At 35.9% G+C, this 18207-nt stretch carries 17 protein-coding genes; 11 read left to right on the top strand and 6 right to left on the bottom strand.

All coding sequences use genetic code 11. The features are described from left to right. The 5 genes from A6M14_RS05565 to A6M14_RS05585 all read left to right on the top strand — a co-directional run. On the top strand, positions 1-266 hold a 266-nt coding region (locus A6M14_RS05565), incomplete at its 5' end, for a transposase family protein (RefSeq protein ID WP_081310355.1). An 84-nt stretch (positions 267-350) separates the two neighbouring features. Continuing rightward, positions 351-503, top strand: a complete 153-nt coding sequence (locus A6M14_RS05570; RefSeq protein ID WP_152874014.1) for a DUF2798 domain-containing protein — start codon at positions 351-353, stop codon at positions 501-503. A 75-nt stretch (positions 504-578) separates the two neighbouring features. Beyond that, on the top strand, positions 579-764 hold the full coding sequence (locus A6M14_RS05575; protein ID WP_152874015.1) for a hypothetical protein: 186 nt from the start codon (positions 579-581) through the stop codon (positions 762-764). Positions 765-906: 142 nt separating this feature from the next. Further along, entirely contained in the window at positions 907-1899 is a 993-nt protein-coding gene (locus tag A6M14_RS05580) for an NAD(P)H-quinone oxidoreductase (RefSeq protein ID WP_152874016.1), read from the top strand. A gap of 169 nt (positions 1900-2068) precedes the next feature. Continuing rightward, positions 2069-2572: a hypothetical protein gene (locus A6M14_RS05585; protein WP_152874017.1), complete on the top strand. Its 504-nt coding sequence runs from the start codon at positions 2069-2071 to the stop codon at positions 2570-2572. Between the two features lie 67 nt (positions 2573-2639). Here the strand turns inward: A6M14_RS05585 and A6M14_RS05590 are convergent, their stop codons facing one another. The 3 genes from A6M14_RS05590 to A6M14_RS05600 form a co-directional block, all read right to left on the bottom strand. Next, on the bottom strand, positions 2640-3980 hold the full coding sequence (locus A6M14_RS05590; RefSeq protein WP_152874018.1) for a CitMHS family transporter: 1341 nt from the start codon (positions 3978-3980) through the stop codon (positions 2640-2642). Between the two features lie 384 nt (positions 3981-4364). Beyond that, positions 4365-5687 carry a polyamine export protein PaeA gene (gene paeA, locus A6M14_RS05595; protein ID WP_163120931.1) on the bottom strand — a complete coding sequence of 441 codons (1323 nt, stop codon included), beginning with the start codon at positions 5685-5687 and terminating at the stop codon, positions 4365-4367. A gap of 128 nt (positions 5688-5815) precedes the next feature. After that, entirely contained in the window at positions 5816-6805 is a 990-nt protein-coding gene (locus A6M14_RS05600; RefSeq protein ID WP_152874019.1) for a LysR family transcriptional regulator, read from the bottom strand. A gap of 631 nt (positions 6806-7436) precedes the next feature. On the opposite strand from A6M14_RS05600, the gene A6M14_RS05605 reads away from it, so the two are divergent. The 3 genes from A6M14_RS05605 (at position 7437) to A6M14_RS05615 (ending at position 10809) form a co-directional block, all read left to right on the top strand. Beyond that, positions 7437-9038: an isocitrate lyase gene (locus A6M14_RS05605; RefSeq protein WP_152874020.1), complete on the top strand. Its 1602-nt coding sequence runs from the start codon at positions 7437-7439 to the stop codon at positions 9036-9038. A gap of 130 nt (positions 9039-9168) precedes the next feature. Beyond that, positions 9169-10080, top strand: a complete 912-nt coding sequence (locus tag A6M14_RS05610) for a VirK/YbjX family protein (RefSeq protein ID WP_171500242.1) — start codon at positions 9169-9171, stop codon at positions 10078-10080. A 144-nt stretch (positions 10081-10224) separates the two neighbouring features. Then, complete coding sequence (locus tag A6M14_RS05615; RefSeq protein ID WP_188110861.1) at positions 10225-10809, top strand: 1-acyl-sn-glycerol-3-phosphate acyltransferase; 585 nt, start codon at positions 10225-10227, stop codon at positions 10807-10809. Positions 10810-10865: 56 nt separating this feature from the next. On the opposite strand, the gene A6M14_RS05620 is transcribed toward A6M14_RS05615, so the two are convergent. Continuing rightward, entirely contained in the window at positions 10866-11189 is a 324-nt protein-coding gene (locus tag A6M14_RS05620; RefSeq protein WP_152874023.1) for a hypothetical protein, read from the bottom strand. Positions 11190-11837: 648 nt separating this feature from the next. Between A6M14_RS05620 and A6M14_RS05625 the strand changes: the two genes are divergently transcribed. Then, complete coding sequence (locus tag A6M14_RS05625) at positions 11838-13112, top strand: Glu/Leu/Phe/Val family dehydrogenase (protein ID WP_152874024.1); 1275 nt, start codon at positions 11838-11840, stop codon at positions 13110-13112. Positions 13113-13179: 67 nt separating this feature from the next. Here the strand turns inward: A6M14_RS05625 and A6M14_RS05630 are convergent, their stop codons facing one another. Further along, on the bottom strand, positions 13180-13896 hold the full coding sequence (locus A6M14_RS05630; RefSeq protein ID WP_152874025.1) for a FadR/GntR family transcriptional regulator: 717 nt from the start codon (positions 13894-13896) through the stop codon (positions 13180-13182). 80 nt (positions 13897-13976) lie between these two features. Further along, positions 13977-15710 (bottom strand): IlvD/Edd family dehydratase, encoded by a 1734-nt coding sequence (locus A6M14_RS05635; protein WP_152874026.1) that lies wholly within the window; start codon positions 15708-15710, stop codon positions 13977-13979. A gap of 165 nt (positions 15711-15875) precedes the next feature. On the opposite strand from A6M14_RS05635, the gene A6M14_RS05640 reads away from it, so the two are divergent. Together A6M14_RS05640 and araD1 are read left to right on the top strand one after the other, a co-directional pair. Then, positions 15876-17153 (top strand): MFS transporter, encoded by a 1278-nt coding sequence (locus A6M14_RS05640; RefSeq protein ID WP_152874027.1) that lies wholly within the window; start codon positions 15876-15878, stop codon positions 17151-17153. A 45-nt stretch (positions 17154-17198) separates the two neighbouring features. Then, positions 17199-18197 carry an AraD1 family protein gene (gene araD1, locus A6M14_RS05645; protein ID WP_152874028.1) on the top strand — a complete coding sequence of 333 codons (999 nt, stop codon included), beginning with the start codon at positions 17199-17201 and terminating at the stop codon, positions 18195-18197. Positions 18198-18207 lie beyond the last annotated feature (10 nt).

Below are 18207 nucleotides of genomic sequence, written 5' to 3' on the forward strand. Positions count from 1 at the left end.
GGTATTTAGGGATAAAAAAATTGGGTTTTGGATGCCTCATGCCATCTAAAGCAAAGAAAACTGAAAAATTAGATTCTGAATTAAAAAAGTTAAATAGAGAGATTGGTCGTAGACGAATTCAAGTAGAGCATGTATTTGGAAGGATGAAATGTTTTAAGATTTTATCTTGTGTATATAGAAATCGTCGTAAAAGATTAAACCTGCGGTTTAATTTACTTGCTGGCATATACAATTTAGATTGGGTGAAAGATAAACAATTAAATTGATTGAAAAATGATTTATGAAGGAAGTCTAATATATATGTTTAGTTTCCATTTTTCTTAAATATATGTGATAGATCATTCTAAAACATGATATCAAATAAAGAATTAGTACACGACTTTTTCCAATTATGGTTATCTGCTTGGAGTAAGTCTTGGTTGTTTGCATTTCCATTAATTTTGATTGTTTTACCTTTGGTACGTAAATTTTTATTAAACTTTATTGATACAAGCAAGTTGTAAAAAATAAGCTATAGAACCTTCATTCGCTGTCATTCATAATGAAAATGAAACCATTATTGGCAATGAGATATATCAATGAAATATTTAACCATCTTCATCTGTTTAGGCTTATCTGCATGTGCAACACAACCATCTAAAAATATTCTTCAAGAAACAAAAGAATGCGCACAATACAGAGCAATGATGACTGCACCAATGCCACCAAGCGAACATGAAAAACTCAAAGTTGCATGTGAGCAATCACAACAACATCAACAATAAATTCCAAATACAGAGTATGAAAATAGGTTTAAAGGCATAAAAGTAAGTGCTAGACCAAAGTGCGAGTACACTTCATTCCAAGTGTTAACTATGTTCAAATACGCATAAGAAACATGAATAGTGAATAAATAAGGAAAGGCAAATGTCACAAGCAAGCATGCAACAAGTCATTATTACAGAACCGGGCGATGTCGATAAACTTGCCTACGAAACAGTTGCAATTCCAACACCACAAGCAGACGAAGTACTGGTAAAAGTACATGCATTTGGTATTAACCGCCCAGATATCTTACAACGCCAAGGCTTATATCCAATGCCAAAAGGCGTAACACCTGTACCGGGGCTAGAAGTTGCAGGTGAAGTATTTGCTGTTGGTGAAAGCGTGACACAATTTAAAGTGGGCGATAAAGTTTGCGGACTAACCAATGGTGGTGGCTACGCACAATATTGCGTTGTGCCTGAAAGCCAAACTCTAAATATTCCTGAAAATGTAAGCTACGTTCAAGCGGCTGCCATTCCTGAAACATTTTATACGGTTTGGGCAAATATCTTCCAAATGGGCAAAGCCAAAGCAGGCGAAACTGTACTCATTCATGGTGGAACAAGCGGTATTGGTACCACAGCACTCATGCTTTGTAATGCATTAGGATTGAAAACATTTGCAACCGTGGGTTCAGATGAAAAAGTACAAGCCATTTCAAACATCACTACAGCCATTAACTACAAAACTCAAGACTTTGAGCAAGTAATTAACGAAGCAACCGATAATGCAGGCGTGGACGTTATTCTCGATATTGTTGGTGCGCCATATTTAGCACAAAATTTAAATCTATTACGTCGTGATGGTCGCTTGGTGTATATCGCCTTTTTAGGTGGTGCAAAAGCCAAAGAAGTGAAGCTTGGTCAAATTATGATGAAACGATTGACCATTACAGGCTCAACCATGCGTGCACGTAATACAGCAGAAAAAGCTGAAATTACCCAAGGCTTAAAAGCCAATGTTTTACCACTTTGGGCAAAAGGCGAATGCTTACCTATGATTTATAAAACATTCAAATTCGACCAAATTCAAGATGCACATGCATGTATGGATACAGGTGAGCATGTCGGTAAAGTGGTTGTTGAAGTTTTATAAGTTTTAGACTGCCAATGATTTAAGCTATAAATCAAAAAGCCACTGCATTTGCGGTGGTTTTTTATTGCTAAGCCCAAATGAAAAGATGCGGTATAGGTTTGAAGATATATTTCCATGATGATTTATGCGAAAATACGACTTTATCTATTTATTAGTCCAAAGGCATTTCATGACTGACCAATCTCCTGAATCTTTAAGCGATATCGAAATTGTAGATATTTTACAATCCATGAAAAACGATGAGCTCAATATAGAAGCAAAAGAGATTATTCGTAATGGCGGTAAAGCAGGTCGTCAGGAAGCGCATAAACAAGCACTCGTTGCATTGCATACAGCATTTGAAGAGCGTTTTGTAGAAGCAGTAACTCTAGCTTTAGGCTTAAACGAAGGTCAGGCGAAAAAAATTCGTTATAAAAAAGACCGTATTCGTATTTTGAAAGTACGTGGCATCGATTATTTAGCAATTGACGGTGCAGAAACAGCACAAGTATTGTCACAAGTAGCACAAGCAATTGTTCGTGAAGATGCAATTGTGAATTCTGGTCTTCACAATATTTTTCCATTTTGGAAAGAAGGCTGGCCGATGGTTCAGTTCGATAATGCATATACGATTTTAGAAGATGATATTAACATTCACTACCAAGCAGTTTTAGATGCTTTGCTAAGCAAATAATTTTAGTTCGGTATTTTAAATGCCAATAAAAAAAGCACCCTAAGGTGCTTTTTTTATGCTTAAGATATTATCCAAGTGTTGAATAAAGAGGGAACACACCAAATACAAGTGCAGCAACAAGCATGACTAAACAGGTAATAATTGCCCATTTAATGGTGAATTTTTGATGAGCACCAAATTCAATACCTGCCAAGCCAACAAGTAAGTAAGTTGATGGAACAAGAGGAGATAATAAATGCACAGGCTGACCAACAATAGATGCACGTGCCATTTCTACAGGGCTAATACCATAATGAATTGCTGCTTCTGACAGAATTGGAAGTACGCCATAGTAGAAAGCATCATTCGACATAAAGAAGGTTAAAGGCATACTGATAATAGCAGTAATAGGTGCTAGGAAAGGACCCATACTTTCAGGAATAATCGCTACTAGCTCTTTAGACATGGCTTCAACCATACCTGTACCTGCTAAAATACCTGTAAAAATACCTGCTGCAAAAATAATACCAACCACGTTCAAAGCACTACCTGCATGGTTTGCAATTAGTGATTTTTGCATGTCGATGTCTTTATAGTTCACAACAAGCGCAATACTCAGTGCAATCATGAATAAGATAGACATTGGTAAAATACCATAAATTAATGACACCATAAGTACAACAGTCAGTAAAGTATTGAACCAACGTAAGTGTGCGCGGTTCGCTTCAGGATTTGTTGAAATTTGAATGGAATCGCCATGACTGATATCTAATTCAACAATACCTAAACGCTTACGTTCCATACGGCCATACATGAAGCCGACGATATAAAGCCAGAAAATGGCAAATATCATAGGTAAAATCATAGGAACGAATACATCACTTGGGTCTACATGCAAAGCACTTGCTGCACGAGCAGTAGGACCACCCCAAGGTGTTAGGTTCATAATACCGCTAGCAAGCATCATTAAACATGCCATGATAAGCGGGCTCATACCTAAGCGTTTGTAAAGCGGTAGCATTGCAGCCACACAGATCATATACGTTGTTGAACCATCACCATCTAAAGAAACAATGAGGGTTAAGGTAATTGTACCCATGACCACTTTCAGTGGGTCACCTTTTACAAGGCGTAAAATCCATTTTACAGAGGGGTCAAATAAACCTGTATCAATCATGATTGCAAAATATAGGATTGCGAAAAGCAACATTACACCAGTAGGTGCTAGTTTTTTGACGCCTTCAAGCATCATTTCACCAAGCTCGTTCAGGTGAATATTGTCTAGTCCTTCTACAAAGAAACTAAGACCGTATGCAATTAGAGCAAATAGAACGGGAATTAATGTAAGTGCAACAAGCGGTGTTAGGCGTCTAGACATGATTAAATACATGAAGCAGATAATCATACCCAAACCAAGAATGGTGAGCATTATTTCAATCCTTTGAATTATGTTGTGAGTATTATTTTTTCTTAAAAGCGTTACGATAGTAGTGAAAAAATGATGAATTAGAAACAATGTGGATAAAATGTGATTTATTCGATCATTTTATGGGGAAATAGTATATAAAAAACAATAGTTTAAATTTTAAATTTGATGTTGGAGAGAGAAAATAATCTTGAATATGTGTAAGCATAGGTAATTACGTGTTAATTCATGTAATTTGGTTGATTTTTTTGGTTATTTAATCATCTAAAGTCGATTGTTTTTATATCAATAAAAGTGCAAAAGAATAATTTTTATACTATTTTGTTGAAATAGACTAGTCATCAATTTCACTTTTTTTATAAGGTGGTGATATAAAAAAGAATCAGATTACTCTGATTCTTTTTCAATAGTTTGGTTAACTTCATTGATGCGAGTAACTAACAACTGGTCAATTTTAAAGTGGTCGACATCGACAACTTCAAATTTATAATTGCCATAAATTACCGTGTCAGCAGGACGTGGAATTTTACGCAGTTTATACATCATAAAACCAGCTAGGGTTTCATAGTTTTCATCATCTGGCATGGTGTCAATTTCAAGCGCATGCTTCAAATCTTCAATTGGTGTACTACCATCAATCAACCATGAATTTTCGTCACGTTTAATAATTTGCAAATCTGCTTCAATAGGGGTAACCCAATCACCCATCACGGTAATCATGATATCTGAAAGTGTAATTACACCAACAACAAGAGCGTATTCATTAATCACTACAGCAAATTTTTCTTTGGTTGAGCGAAAACGATCGAGCAACTCAGAAAGGGTTAATGTATCTGGAATGGTTAAAACATTACGAATAGTATTTTCATTGAGTTGCAGTAAAGATTGATTATTTAGAATACGAACCAAAATATCTTTAGCATCTACATAGCCAATCACATCGTCAATATTTTCACTACAGACTAAAAACTTAGAATAAGGGAATTCAGCCAGTTTTTGACGAATACTTTCTTCAGATTCTTTGAGAGTGAAAAAGACGACATTTTCACGGGTTGTCATGCTCGACGGGACATTTCGTTCTTCAAGTTCAAATACATTTTCAATGAAATGATGTTCTTGCTTTTGCAATACGCCTGCTTGCGCACCTGCATCCATAACTGCAGAAATATCGGCAAAAGTAATGTTGTCATCACGAGTTGTATTTACTTTAAATAAGCGAAAGAGTAAATTCGCTAAACTATTGATAAACCAAGCCAAAGGTTTACAAACAACAATAAAGACTTGAATAGGGTTAATAACAGAAATGGCAATTTTTTCAGGTGCGATCATTGCCAAGCGTTTTGGCATAAGATCGGCAAATAAAATAAATAATGATGTCACTAACGTAAATGAAAGCGTAAAACTAATGGTTTCTGCCCAAGGGCCAACATAAAATTGGTTTACAAAGCTAATGAAGTAGGGGCGAAATGCACCTTCACCTAAAATACCGCCAAGAATTGCGACAGCATTTAAGCCAATTTGTGACGCTGCAAAGAAATCTGCAGAGTTACCTTGTAAATCTAAAACTTTCTGTGCTCGGTCTTCACCCGATTCAGCAAGAATCTTAAGTTTTACTTTTCGAGCACCTGCTAATGCAATTTCAGTTAAAGATAAAAATCCAGCCCCTGCAATAAGGACTAAGATAATAAGAATATTTTGAAAAAGGCTCACGAATCCACCTGTGGCTCATCATTATTATGAATATTTTTAACACAAATTAACCTGAGGTTATATAAAAATATTCGCTCAGGTTCATAAAGGATAATCTTAATAAATAAGAACTTATAAATAAATAGGAATTAATAAGTTGAATTTTGAGTGTTATTTAATAAAAACTCTCGATTCTCTTCTTCAATCATTTGACGAGCAACATATAGAATAAGTTGGCGTAACCAACGATGTGCAGGATGATGATGAAGTAAAGGGCACCATGCCATTTTTAATTCAAATTCAGGAATATAAAAAGGAGGATCTTTAATTAACAGATTTTGACTATTCGATTGTAAACTTGCAATACGCGTTGGCAATGTTGCAATTAAGTCTACATTTGAAGCAAGTAATGCAGGCATTTGGTAATGGCGGGTAAATACTGAAATTTTACGTTTTTGACCAATACGCTCTAAAGCTTGATCAATCCAGCCTAAGCCAGCTTGTTTTTCAGGATTAACACCAAAGCCAACGCCCATACCTGTTTTAGATACCCAAATATGTTGTGCATCTAAATAACTTTTTAAGTTTAAGTTGGTTGCAGCAGGGTGCTTACTATTTAACAAGCAAGAAAAGCTGTCACGCCAAACTAAAACTTGATGGAAACTTTGTGGAATTTCATTGAATCTATTAATGGCTAAATCGACTTTACCTTGTTCCATATCTCGATAAGACACATCACTAGGCGTTAAAAAGTCGAGTACGACATTTGGTGCTTCAGAGCGTAAGGCTTTAACTAGGCGGGGAACTAAGGTTGCCTCTGCATAATCTGAAGTCATAATTCTAAATACACGGTTAGATGTATAAGGACGGAATTCTGTACGCGGCTCTAAAATCATCGATAAATCAGACAACGCATCACGAATGCGAGGTTGAAGTTCTAAAGCACGTTCAGTGGGCGTCATTCCTTCAGAAGAACGAATAAGTAGCGGATCGTTAAATAAATTGCGTAATCTGCGTAAAATATTACTCATTGCAGGTTGAGTGACACCCAATTGTTCTGCGGCACGAGTTACATTTTTTTCGCGAAGAAGTACATCAAGATAAATAAGAAGATTAAGATCTACCCGCTCTAGATTCATACAGGAAATACCGAAAATAAAATCAAGAAATTATAGTGATTATGCCATAAGGAGTAGGGCTTGTGTAGAAATATGGTGGAAAAAACAACAGATTAGCGAGATAAAAATAAGAGCATCGAATTTAAAAGTAAAGTGTTATCAAGGAGCTTCATCTTTAATATTGAAGATAAATACAAAATAGCAGTGAAAATTGACGCTCATTTACAGGATTAAATAAGCTTTTAAAATAAGGGAATAAATTTTGACTTAAAAATGATCATTTTTTGCTATGTTAAATTGACTGTAAGATAAATTTCCACTGTCAAAATAGTCAATTTTTCATATTTTAAATAGGGGGCAGACTTAAGTCGAATAAATAAAAAATGAACAATTTGATTAAAAATAAAACAAATTAATTTGGATTAAATATTATTAAAAACAATTACTTATATTGCTGTATTTTGATTATAATTAGACTTTAATCTATATATTTTTTAAATAAATAGTGAAGATTCTTAGAGAATATTGGATTAATTTTTTAAGTCAATCTACTCTGTATCCATAGCAATGAAGCGGTTGAAAATTAAACAGCCTAAAAGCAAGTTTAATTTTCAATTGAAAAATCCTAAAAATACATACAGGGTAAAATATCATGACAACATATCAAACAGCGATTGATGCAATCCGCGAATTAAAAGCAAAATTCGGTAACACTTGGGCGGACATCAGTCCTGAAGATGCTGCGCGTATGCAAATCCAAAACCGTTTCAAAACTGGTTTAGATATTGCGAAATATACAGCTGCTATTATGCGTCGTGATATGGCTGCATATGATGCTGACTCTAGCCAATACACTCAATCATTAGGTTGCTGGCACGGTTTCATCGCACAACAAAAAATGATTGCGAACAAAAAATACTTCGGTACAACTGATCGTCGCTACATCTACTTATCTGGTTGGATGGTTGCTGCACTTCGTTCAGAATTCGGTCCTCTTCCTGACCAATCTATGCACGAAAAAACTTCAGTTCCTGCATTAATCGAAGAAATCTACACTTTCCTTCGTCAAGCTGACGCGAAAGAATTAAACGACTTGTTCCGTGCACTTAAAAAAGCAAACGAAGCAGGCGACACAGCTAAAGCTGCTGAAATCACTGCACAAATCGATGGTTTCCAAACTCACGTTGTACCAATTATTGCAGATATCGATGCTGGTTTCGGTAACGAAGAAGCGACTTACTTGTTAGCTAAGAAAATGATCGAAGCAGGTGCTTGTGCACTTCAAATCGAAAACCAAGTGTCTGACGCGAAACAATGTGGTCACCAAGCTGGTAAAGTAACGGTTCCTCACGAAGACTTTATCGCGAAAATCCACGCACTTCGTTATGCATTCTTAGAAATGGGTCTTGATGACGGTATCATTGTTGCACGTACTGACTCTGAAGGCGCTGACTTAACTCAAAAAATCCCAGTAGTTAAAGAGCCAGGCGACATCGCTTCTCAATATATCAGCTACTTAGAAACTTCTGAAATTGACATCGCTGATGCGCAAGAAGATGAGATTCTAATCAAACGTAACGGTAAATTACACCGTCCTAAGCGTCTTGCTTCTGGCTTGTATCAATTCCGTGAAGGCACTCAAATTGATCGCGTTGTACTTGACTGCGTATCTAGCCTTCAAAACGGTGCTGACTTACTTTGGATTGAAACTGCAACGCCAAACGTTGATGAAATCGCTCACATGGTTAACCGTGTACGTGAAACAGTGCCAAATGCGAAGCTTGTTTATAACAACAGCCCATCATTCAACTGGACTTTAAACTTCCGTCAACAAACTTATGATCGTTATGTTGCTGAAGGTAAAGATGTTTCTGCTTATGACCGTGCGAAATTAATGAGCGCTGAGTATGACGAAACTCAATTAGCGAAAGATGCTGATGAAAAAGTACGTACATTCCAAGCAGATGCTTCTCGTGAAGCAGGTGTGTTCCATCACTTGATCACACTTCCGACTTACCATACAGCTGCGCTTTCAACTCACGAGCTTGCTAAAGGTTACTTCGGTGAAGAAGGTATGCTTGCTTATGTTGCTGGCGTACAACGTAAAGAAATCCGCGGTACAATTGCATGTGTTAAACACCAAGCAATGGCTGGTTCAGACATCGGTGATGACCACAAAGAAATCTTCGCTGGTGACAATGCATTGAAAGCTGGTGATGACTCTAAAAATACAATGAACCAATTTGGTGGTTAATCCTCTAAGTTGATTTAAAAGGAACCCTGCGAAAGCAGGGTTTTTTATTAAAACAACTGTAAAAGTGATGTGTTTTTTATAAAAATAAATATATGTGATATTGTTTGCAAAAAAATACATGTATAAAATAATGCAAAATAAAATTTTAAAACATTGGCTCATTGAGCCTAGTTGCCTTATTCAAAAATCGAAATCTAAATATTTACGTTATATTTTTAGATATCTTTTCAACTGGAAAGCACATTATGGCTGGGTTGAATACTTAAACTCATCGAATGATATGCTTTCTTGGAAGAAAGCATATGGTCCAGACTTATATCTAAAAACTCAATATCCGTATTTAAGTGGACAATTTAAGCCACAACAAACATTAGCGTGTTTAAAAGACCATTATGATTGGCTTGTATCAAATATTGATTCTAATCATTATTCTCAAGAAGAAACGTTACTTTGGAAACAGGCTATTGAAAGAGATGATACATCTCAAGATTTGGCCGTTTATTTGAAGTATAAAGCACCATTTTTACATGAAGGTGAGATGGCATTGATTTTGAAGTTAAATAATCAAATTCAGTACACAATTTCATTTACATATATTTTGAATAATAATGTGCCAACATTTTTCATAGGTGGCTTGCAGGGAGGAAAACCCGAGGTTACGAGTCCAGAGCTAATCAAAAATTTAACTAAACAATTACATGGTTTACGTCCAAAGCAATTAATGATTCATGTAATTTCAATCATGGCAGATTTTTATCATTTAAGTTCACTTATTGGTGTATCTAATCAAAACCATGCTTTTCAAAGTAGTCGTCGTAAAAGTAAGCGAGCAAGAGTGAAAGCAAATTTGAATCATTTTTGGCAAGATTTTGACTCGCATATAAGTGATGATGGAAATTTTCATTTTAAGCCTATTTCTAATTTAATAAATTTAGAAGAAGTTCAATCTAAAAAAAGAAGTCAGTATCGGAAAAGACAAATTATCCTCGATGTAATGGTCGAGCAATGTATGAGAAATCTACAGAAAATTTCTAAAACTTAAGTCATGTTTTTTAATTATTGAAATTACATTTTATTATTTATATGTGAATGCATAAATAGATGCATTTTTTTAGAGTTTTACTTCTATTAATTTTTACACTTGATAGAATTCACTCTCTTTATGTATTGGTTGGTTGTTACTCTAGTGTTTGAAAAAGCTGCAGAAAAAAGTTTAGGTTTGATGGGGTGGGAAATTGACAACCATTGGCCTTTAGATTTAGATCAGTGTGTGATGATTGCTGCGCCACATACCAGTAATTGGGACGCACTTTATGCACGACTTGCATTAAAAGCATTGGGTGTAAATGTTCGCTTAACCATTAAAGATAGCTATATGAAACTTCCATTTGGGCCTTTTGTGCGTGCAATGGGTGGAATTGGAATTGATCGTCGTCCGAAAGAAGCAGGGCAAGAGCGATTAAGTATGGTTCAGGTGATGACGGACTTATTTAAGACGCATCCTAAACTTGTCATGTTGGTAACACCTGAAGCAACGCGAGCTAAACAAGAAAAATGGAAGACTGGGTTTTATCATGTCGCTGTAAATGCCAATGTACCTATTGCTTTGGCTTATATGGATTATGCAAATAAAAAAACAGGTGTTGGAAAAATTGTTTATCCCTCTGGTGATATGGATAAAGACATGAAAGAAATCATGGGTTTTTATTCAAATATTCACGCTAAGTTTCCAGAAAGCTTTAGTGTGGACACGCGTTATTTTTCTGAATAATTGAGTGTAAAAGCAAGCTGATAATTTAAGCTCGGCTTGCTTTAAGTTAATGCTTATTAGTCTGTGTTCTTGGTCACACCACCTAGGCTTTGACAGGCTTCTTTGTAAATAGCATATTGTTGTTCTACAACTTCATGTAAAGAAATCTCAAAAAGCTTTTCACCATGTTTATAACTGTCAATATATGAACTTGCTTTTTGCTTTGATGAATAAAGTGATTGTTCATAATATGAAGTAATCGAACTATGCGGAATTTGGGCACTTTCCACATTTATGCATTGGAATTGAATTAATAATGTTTCAGCTTTTTTTATATCTTTAGATGTACCTATACAGCCTGTAAGAATGAATGTAAGGCATAAAAAGCTTAAAATTTTCATGATCAAAATAATATGGAATATTGGGTGTGGAATATTGTATAAATCTTTTTACATCCAAATTCATATGAATTATATCGTTTGATCAAAAAATGAATAAATGTGACAAAATGCACACAAATAATCAATTTTGTTTTTCAAACATCAGCCATTTAAAAGTGTCATCCCATCGCGAATTTGCATAATAGATTTTTTGTTGCCCAATGAGTGATATAGAGCAGAGCGATTTGAAATAAAGCCAATTAAAAATAAAGTATTGAAGATATTGTGAAATAGCATTATTCAATATTATTTAACTAAATTAAGATGAGTTGATGAAAATAAAGAAAGTAACAAATTGTTAAGATAATTGTTGAATTGTACTCAATTACTGAATATTTAGAACGTTTTGTTATACTTCGCGCAACTGTAAGCGCATTAGTTTTCGGTTAAAATTATTAAGTATTTTTAAATAGTTGAGGCATTCAAACTTTGATTTGAAAAATCAATTATCGAATTTTGCACAGTATATGACCGAGTTTTGTTACAATCGGTTAATTGCATACTTTGTTGCATATTTGAATACAAATAATAAGTTTTAATTAGAAACTAATGTTAAGAAATTTAAAGAGAGTCTATAAGGATCTCAATAAATTCATAAAAGGAATATAAATGTCTAATCTCTCATACGCAAATGCAGAACATGGTCCTTGGAAAACGTTTTTAGAACAAGTAGATCGCGTTGCGCCATATTTAAGTGAAGATCTTGTAAAGTACGTTGATACTTTAAAGCGTCCTAAACGTGCTTTAATTGTAGATGTTCCAATTATTATGGATGACGGTAGTATTCGTCATTTTGAAGGTTACCGTGTTCAACACAACCTCTCGCGTGGTCCAGGTAAAGGCGGTATTCGTTACCATCCAGATGTTGAAATTAATGAAGTTATGGCACTTTCAGCATGGATGACTATTAAAACAGCTGTTGTAAACTTACCATTTGGTGGTGCTAAAGGTGGTATTCGTGTTGACCCACGTACATTATCTCCACGTGAATTAGAGCGTTTAACACGTCGTTATACAAGCGAAATTAGCCATATTATTGGACCTCAAAAAGATATTCCTGCACCAGATGTAGGTACTAACCCGAATGTAATGGGTTGGATCATGGATACTTATTCATCTAGCCAAGGTCACACAGTAACTGGCGTTGTAACAGGTAAGCCAGTTCATTTAGGTGGTTCTTTAGGTCGTGTGAAAGCAACGGGTCGTGGCGTATTTATTACAGGTTACGAAATTGCGAAAAAAATTGGTTTAAGCCTAGATGGTGCGAAAGTTTCGGTTCAAGGTTTTGGTAACGTTGGTAGTGAAGCTGCAAACTTGTTCAGCGAATACAAATCTAAAATCGTATGTATTCAAGATCATACAGGCACAATCTTTAATGCTGATGGTATCGATTTAGAAGGTTTGCATGCACACGTTGCAGCAACGCAAGGCGTTTTAGGTTTTGCTGGTGCTAAACAAATTGATAATGAAGATTTCTGGGATGTAGAAACAGATATCATTATTCCTGCTGCATTAGAAGGTCAAATTACTGTTGAACGTGCGCAACGTTTAAAAGCGAAAATGATTTTAGAAGGTGCTAACGGCCCAACATACCCAGAAGCCGATGACGTTTTAGTAAGTCGCAACATTGTTGTTGTGCCTGACGTAATTTGTAATGCTGGCGGTGTAACTGTAAGTTACTTCGAATGGGTTCAAGATATGGCTAGCTTCTTCTGGAGTGAAGCTGAAATTAATGAACGTCTTGATAAATTAATGATTCAAGCTGTAGCTGATGTTTGGAATTGTGCTGCTGATAATAAATGCACAATGCGTACAGCAGCCTATATTCTAGCGTGTGAACGTATTTTACGTGCACGTAAAGAGCGTGGTATTTACCCAGGTTAATTCTTGGTTAAAATAAAAAAGCCTCCATATTCGGGGGCTTTTTTATGACTTTAAAATATAAATGGCACTATTTTTTAAGTTGGTCATATGCAACTTTAGTATCTTGTAATTGAACTAATGAAGCATGGCGTGCAGATAAAGGGTCTTTATTTTCAATAGCGGTCAAAATAGCTTTATGTCTTGGTAAAGAATGATTTTGCAAGTTTGGTCTTAAACTTGTGACTTGAATAGATTGCTGTAATGGAATAACTAGCATTTTTAGCATATATGCAAGCAAGTCATTGTGTGTGGCTTGCGCAATTGCTAAGTGAAATTGAATATCAGGATAGATAAACTCTTCAACGTTATTTGCTTTTTCCATGTCTTTATAAGCATTTTGAATTTTTTGGATATCTTCATCTGTTGCTGTACTTGCTGCTATATATGCAAGTTCAGGTTCTAATACACGTCGAACCGTAGATAAAGTTTTAAAAAATTCATTTTCTGGTGTGGTTTGAATTAACCAAAAAAGTACATCTGGATCGAGTAGGTGCCATTCATCTTTAGGGCGTACAACGGTTCCAATTTTTGGTCGTGAATAGGTTAGGCCTTTTGCATTGAGTACACGAATGGCTTCGCGAAAAACAGGACGGCTCACTTTAAATTCTTCACATAGTTCAACTTCACTGGGGAGTTTTTCGTTTTCTTTTATTTCACCAGAGACTATTTTTAAACCTAATTGTTGCACAATGAGCGCATGTTGACTTTTACTTGGGGAAGGATTCTTGTAGTCAGAGTTATTCATATTTCAAATTTAAGCACGGTTATCGTCTTATGGTATAGGTGACCTTGAAATTTAACAAGGTCACCTAATACATGACTTAATTAATGAGAGTGGCGTGGTACTTCAGAACCGCGACATCCTACCAAAAAGTCAAAGTCACAACCTTCGTCGGCTTGTAACACGTGATCTACATAAAGTTGACGATATCCACCAATAAATGTTTTTGGTGTTGGTAGAACTAAATCATCTAGACGTTGTTTGAGTTCTTCATTACTAATATCTAAATGTAATTTTCCTTCGTATGCATTAAGCTCAATAAAGTCACCATTTTGTACAACAGCTAAAGGACCAGCTGCCATTGCTTCGGGAGCAACATGTAGTACAACAGTACCGTAAGCTGTACCACTCATACGAGCATCGGAAATACGCACCATATCTGTGATGCCTTTTTCTAAAATTTTAGGTGGTAAGCCCATGTTTCCAACTTCTGCCATGCCTGGGTAACCTTTAGGACCAGCATTTTTTAGAACAAGAACACATGTTTCATCAACATCTAAGTCTGGATCGGCAATACGTGCTTTATAGTCATCGAAGTTTTCAAATACAACGGCACGTCCACGATGTTTCATTAGTTCAGGTGATGCCGCAGATGGTTTAAGTACCGCACCTTTAGGTGCTAAGTTACCGCGTAATACACACATACCACCATCTTCACGAAGTGGGTTGTCAATTGTGCGGATTACTTCATCATTATAAATAGGTGAATTCTGGCAGTTATCCCAAATAGATTCGCCATTTACTGTTAATGCATTTGGATGTGGAAGTAAGTTAGATTCACCCATGCGACGAATTACTGCAGGTAAACCACCGCTATAGTAGAACTCTTCCATTAAGAAACGACCTGATGGTTGTAAATCTACAATAGTAGGTGTGCCACGACCAACACGATTCCAATCATCAAGTTCAAGATTTACCCCAATACGACCTGCAATTGCTTTTAAATGAATAACAGCATTTGTAGAGCCACCAATTGCAGCATTTACTTTAATGGCATTTTCAAATGCTTCTTTCGTTAAGATTTTAGATAAAGTGAGATTCTCTTTTACCATGTCTACAATACGCATCCCTGAAATGTGCGCAAGAACATAACGACGTGAATCTACAGCAGGAATAGCAGCATTATGTGGAAGCGATGTACCTAAAGCTTCTGCCATACATGCCATTGTTGATGCAGTACCCATGGTATTACATGTACCAGCAGAGCGAGACATACCTGCTTCTGCAGATAAAAATTCATTTAAATCGATTTTGCCTGCTTTAAGTTCTTCATGCATTTGCCAAACGATAGTACCCGCACCAATGTCTTTGCCTTTGTGCTTACCATTAAGCATAGGGCCACCTGTAACAACAATTGCAGGAACATCACAGCTTGCAGCACCCATTAATAGTGCAGGTGTTGTTTTATCACAGCCTGTTAAAAGTACGACACCATCAATCGGATTGCCACGAATTGCTTCTTCAACATCCATACTTGCTAAGTTGCGTGTAAGCATAGCTGTTGGACGTAAATTAGATTCACCGTTAGAAAACACAGGGAACTCTACTGGAAAACCACCAGCTTCTAAAATTCCTTTTTTAACGTGTTCTGCAATTTTTCTGAAATGAGCATTACAAGGCGTTAATTCAGACCATGTATTGCAAATACCAATAATTGGTTTGCCTTCAAATTCATGATCAGGAATGCCTTGATTCTTCATCCAGCTACGATACATAAAACCGTTTTTATCTGTTGTACCGAACCAAGCAGCCGAACGAAGTTTGTGATTAGAGCTCATACCTAAATCCCTATATAGTATTACTATTAAAACTGAACGAAGTAAAAATACACTAAAAAAATAATATTTAAAAGGTTTGAAATTTAAATAGTATTACTATATTTTATTTAAAAATGTAATTATCAACAGCAAGAAGCTGTTATTTGTAATATCAAGGAGTCGAATATGGAATTCGAAAAAGATGTTATACGTAAAGTTACGCTCAAATTAATTCCAGCCTTAATTGTTTTGTACTGTGTTGCTTATATTGACCGTGCAGCGGTTGGTTTTGCACATTTACATATGGGTGCTGATGTAGGAATTGGTGATGCAGCTTATGGTTTAGGTGCAGGCCTATTCTTTATTGGTTATTTCTTATTTGAAGTACCAAGTAATTTGTTTTTAGATAAATTTGGCGCACGTCGTTGGTTTGCACGAATTTTATTGACATGGGGCTTAATCACCATGGCAATGGCACTTATTGAAGGTCCGAAAAGCTTTTATGCACTTCGATTCTTACTTGGTGTTGCAGAAGCAGGCTTTTTCCCTGGGGTACTTTATTTAATAACACAGTGGTTCCCAGTTCGACATCGCGGTAAAATTATGGGGCTTTTCATTTTGTCTCAACCCATTGCGATGGTAATTGCTGGTCCATTATCTGGTCTGTTATTAGGCATGGATGGTATTGCAAACTTACATGGTTGGCAGTGGTTATTTGTGATTGTCGGTTTACCTGCGGTATTACTCGCTTTACCAACACTACTGTACTTACCAGACAATATTAAAACGGTTAAATGGTTAACAGCAGAGCAAAAAACTTGGCTAAGCAACGAGCTTGTTAAGGATGAAACTGAATACGATCAAACACGTCACGGTAACCCCTTACATGCTTTAAAAGATAAACGCGTTTTATTGTTGGCATTATTTTATTTGCCTGTGACGTTAAGTATTTATGGTTTAAATCTGTGGTTACCAACCATCATTAAGCAATTTGGTGGTGTAAGTGATATACAAATTGGCTTCTTATCGAGCATTCCATACATCCTAGGTATTGTGGGTTTACTGATTATTCCACGTAGTACAGATCGTCTAAATGATCGTTATGGACATTTAGGTTTCCTATATGGCTTAGGTGCATGTTCAATGTTCTTGAGTGCATGGTTATCTGCACCAGTTTTACAGCTCATTGCACTTTCTTTAGTGGCATTCTGCTTATTTTCAACAACCGCTGTGTTTTGGACTTTACCAGGTCGTTTCTTAACAGGTGCAAGTGCGGCTGCTGGTATTGCACTCATTAATTCTGTGGGGAACTTGGGTGGATATTTAGGACCATACGGTATTGGTTTATTAAAAGAATATACAGGAAATATGGCTGCGGGCTTGTATTTCTTAACAGTCGTAATGCTTTTTGGACTAGTTTTGACCTATGTTATTTATTCAAAATTAGAGAAGAAAAAAGCCTAAGTTTTAAAAATAAATGTAAATACATCAGTGTAATAGGAAACAAAGATGCAAGTTATACAGTTTGAAATAAACGGAAATTCACGTGCTGTTGGTAAAGTTGAAAATGATACGGTTCATGTTGTTAAAGGTGTAAACAGCGTACGTGATTTAGCTTTGTTAGCAATTGATAATAAGCAAAGTCTTGAACAGCAAATTGAAACTTTAGGTTTACAAGAAGATACGTATAGCTATGCATCGTTGCTTGAGAATTTACAAGTTTTAGCTCCACTTGATCATCCAGATGTAGCGCATTGCTTTATTTCTGGCACAGGTTTAACGCATTTAGGTTCCGCTTCTGCGCGTAATAAAATGCATCAACAGAATTTAAGTGATGTAGAAGCTGAAACAGATACATTACGTATGTTCAATTGGGGAATTGAAGGCGGTAAACCAGAACAAGGTCAGGCAGGTGTTCAACCTGAATGGTTCTATAAAGGTGATGGTTCAATTGTTGTAAAACCTGGTGAATCTTTGCCATTACCACAATTTGCTGAAGATGGTGGTGAAGAACCTGAAATTGCAGGTTTATACGTGATTGGTTCAGATCTTAAACCATACAGAATTGGCTTTGCACTTGGTAATGAATATTCAGACCATGTTATGGAACGTCGTAACTACTTGTATTTAGCGCATTCTAAATTACGTTACTGTAGTTTTGGACCTGCCTTATTAACAGGTGAATTACCAGAGCATTTAGAAGGTGTAAGTCGTATTCGTCGTAATAATGAAGTGATTTGGGAAAAATCATTCTTATCTGGCGAAAATAACATGAGCCACAGTATTAGCAATCTTGAATATCATCATTTCAAATATCAACAATTCTTAAAACCAGGTGATGTTCATATTCATTACTTTGGTACAGCAACATTATCTTTTGCAGATGGTGTACGCACTGAAGTAGGTGATGAGTTTGAAATTGAAATGAAAGAATTTGGTTTACCACTGAAAAATAAATTGGTGCAAGCTGAACCTGAATTAGCTATTGGTTCTGTAATTACACTTTAAGGAAATAGAC

It is taken from the genome of Acinetobacter portensis (genome assembly GCF_009372215.1).
GTDB lineage: Bacteria > Pseudomonadota > Gammaproteobacteria > Pseudomonadales > Moraxellaceae > Acinetobacter > Acinetobacter portensis.

Coding starts and splice junctions, on each gene's coding strand:
- A6M14_RS05570 (WP_152874014.1), top strand. CDS start 351: ATGATATCAAATAAAGAATTAGTACACGACTTTTTCCAATTATGGTTA.
- A6M14_RS05575 (WP_152874015.1), top strand. CDS start 579: ATGAAATATTTAACCATCTTCATCTGTTTAGGCTTATCTGCATGTGCA.
- A6M14_RS05580 (WP_152874016.1), top strand. CDS start 907: ATGTCACAAGCAAGCATGCAACAAGTCATTATTACAGAACCGGGCGAT.
- A6M14_RS05585 (WP_152874017.1), top strand. CDS start 2,069: ATGACTGACCAATCTCCTGAATCTTTAAGCGATATCGAAATTGTAGAT.
- A6M14_RS05590 (WP_152874018.1), bottom strand. CDS start 3,980: ATGCTCACCATTCTTGGTTTGGGTATGATTATCTGCTTCATGTATTTA.
- A6M14_RS05600 (WP_152874019.1), bottom strand. CDS start 6,805: ATGAATCTAGAGCGGGTAGATCTTAATCTTCTTATTTATCTTGATGTA.
- A6M14_RS05605 (WP_152874020.1), top strand. CDS start 7,437: ATGACAACATATCAAACAGCGATTGATGCAATCCGCGAATTAAAAGCA.
- A6M14_RS05610 (WP_171500242.1), top strand. CDS start 9,169: ATGCAAAATAAAATTTTAAAACATTGGCTCATTGAGCCTAGTTGCCTT.
- A6M14_RS05620 (WP_152874023.1), bottom strand. CDS start 11,189: ATGAAAATTTTAAGCTTTTTATGCCTTACATTCATTCTTACAGGCTGT.
- A6M14_RS05625 (WP_152874024.1), top strand. CDS start 11,838: ATGTCTAATCTCTCATACGCAAATGCAGAACATGGTCCTTGGAAAACG.
- A6M14_RS05630 (WP_152874025.1), bottom strand. CDS start 13,896: ATGAATAACTCTGACTACAAGAATCCTTCCCCAAGTAAAAGTCAACAT.
- A6M14_RS05635 (WP_152874026.1), bottom strand. CDS start 15,710: ATGAGCTCTAATCACAAACTTCGTTCGGCTGCTTGGTTCGGTACAACA.
- A6M14_RS05640 (WP_152874027.1), top strand. CDS start 15,876: ATGGAATTCGAAAAAGATGTTATACGTAAAGTTACGCTCAAATTAATT.
- araD1 (WP_152874028.1), top strand. CDS start 17,199: ATGCAAGTTATACAGTTTGAAATAAACGGAAATTCACGTGCTGTTGGT.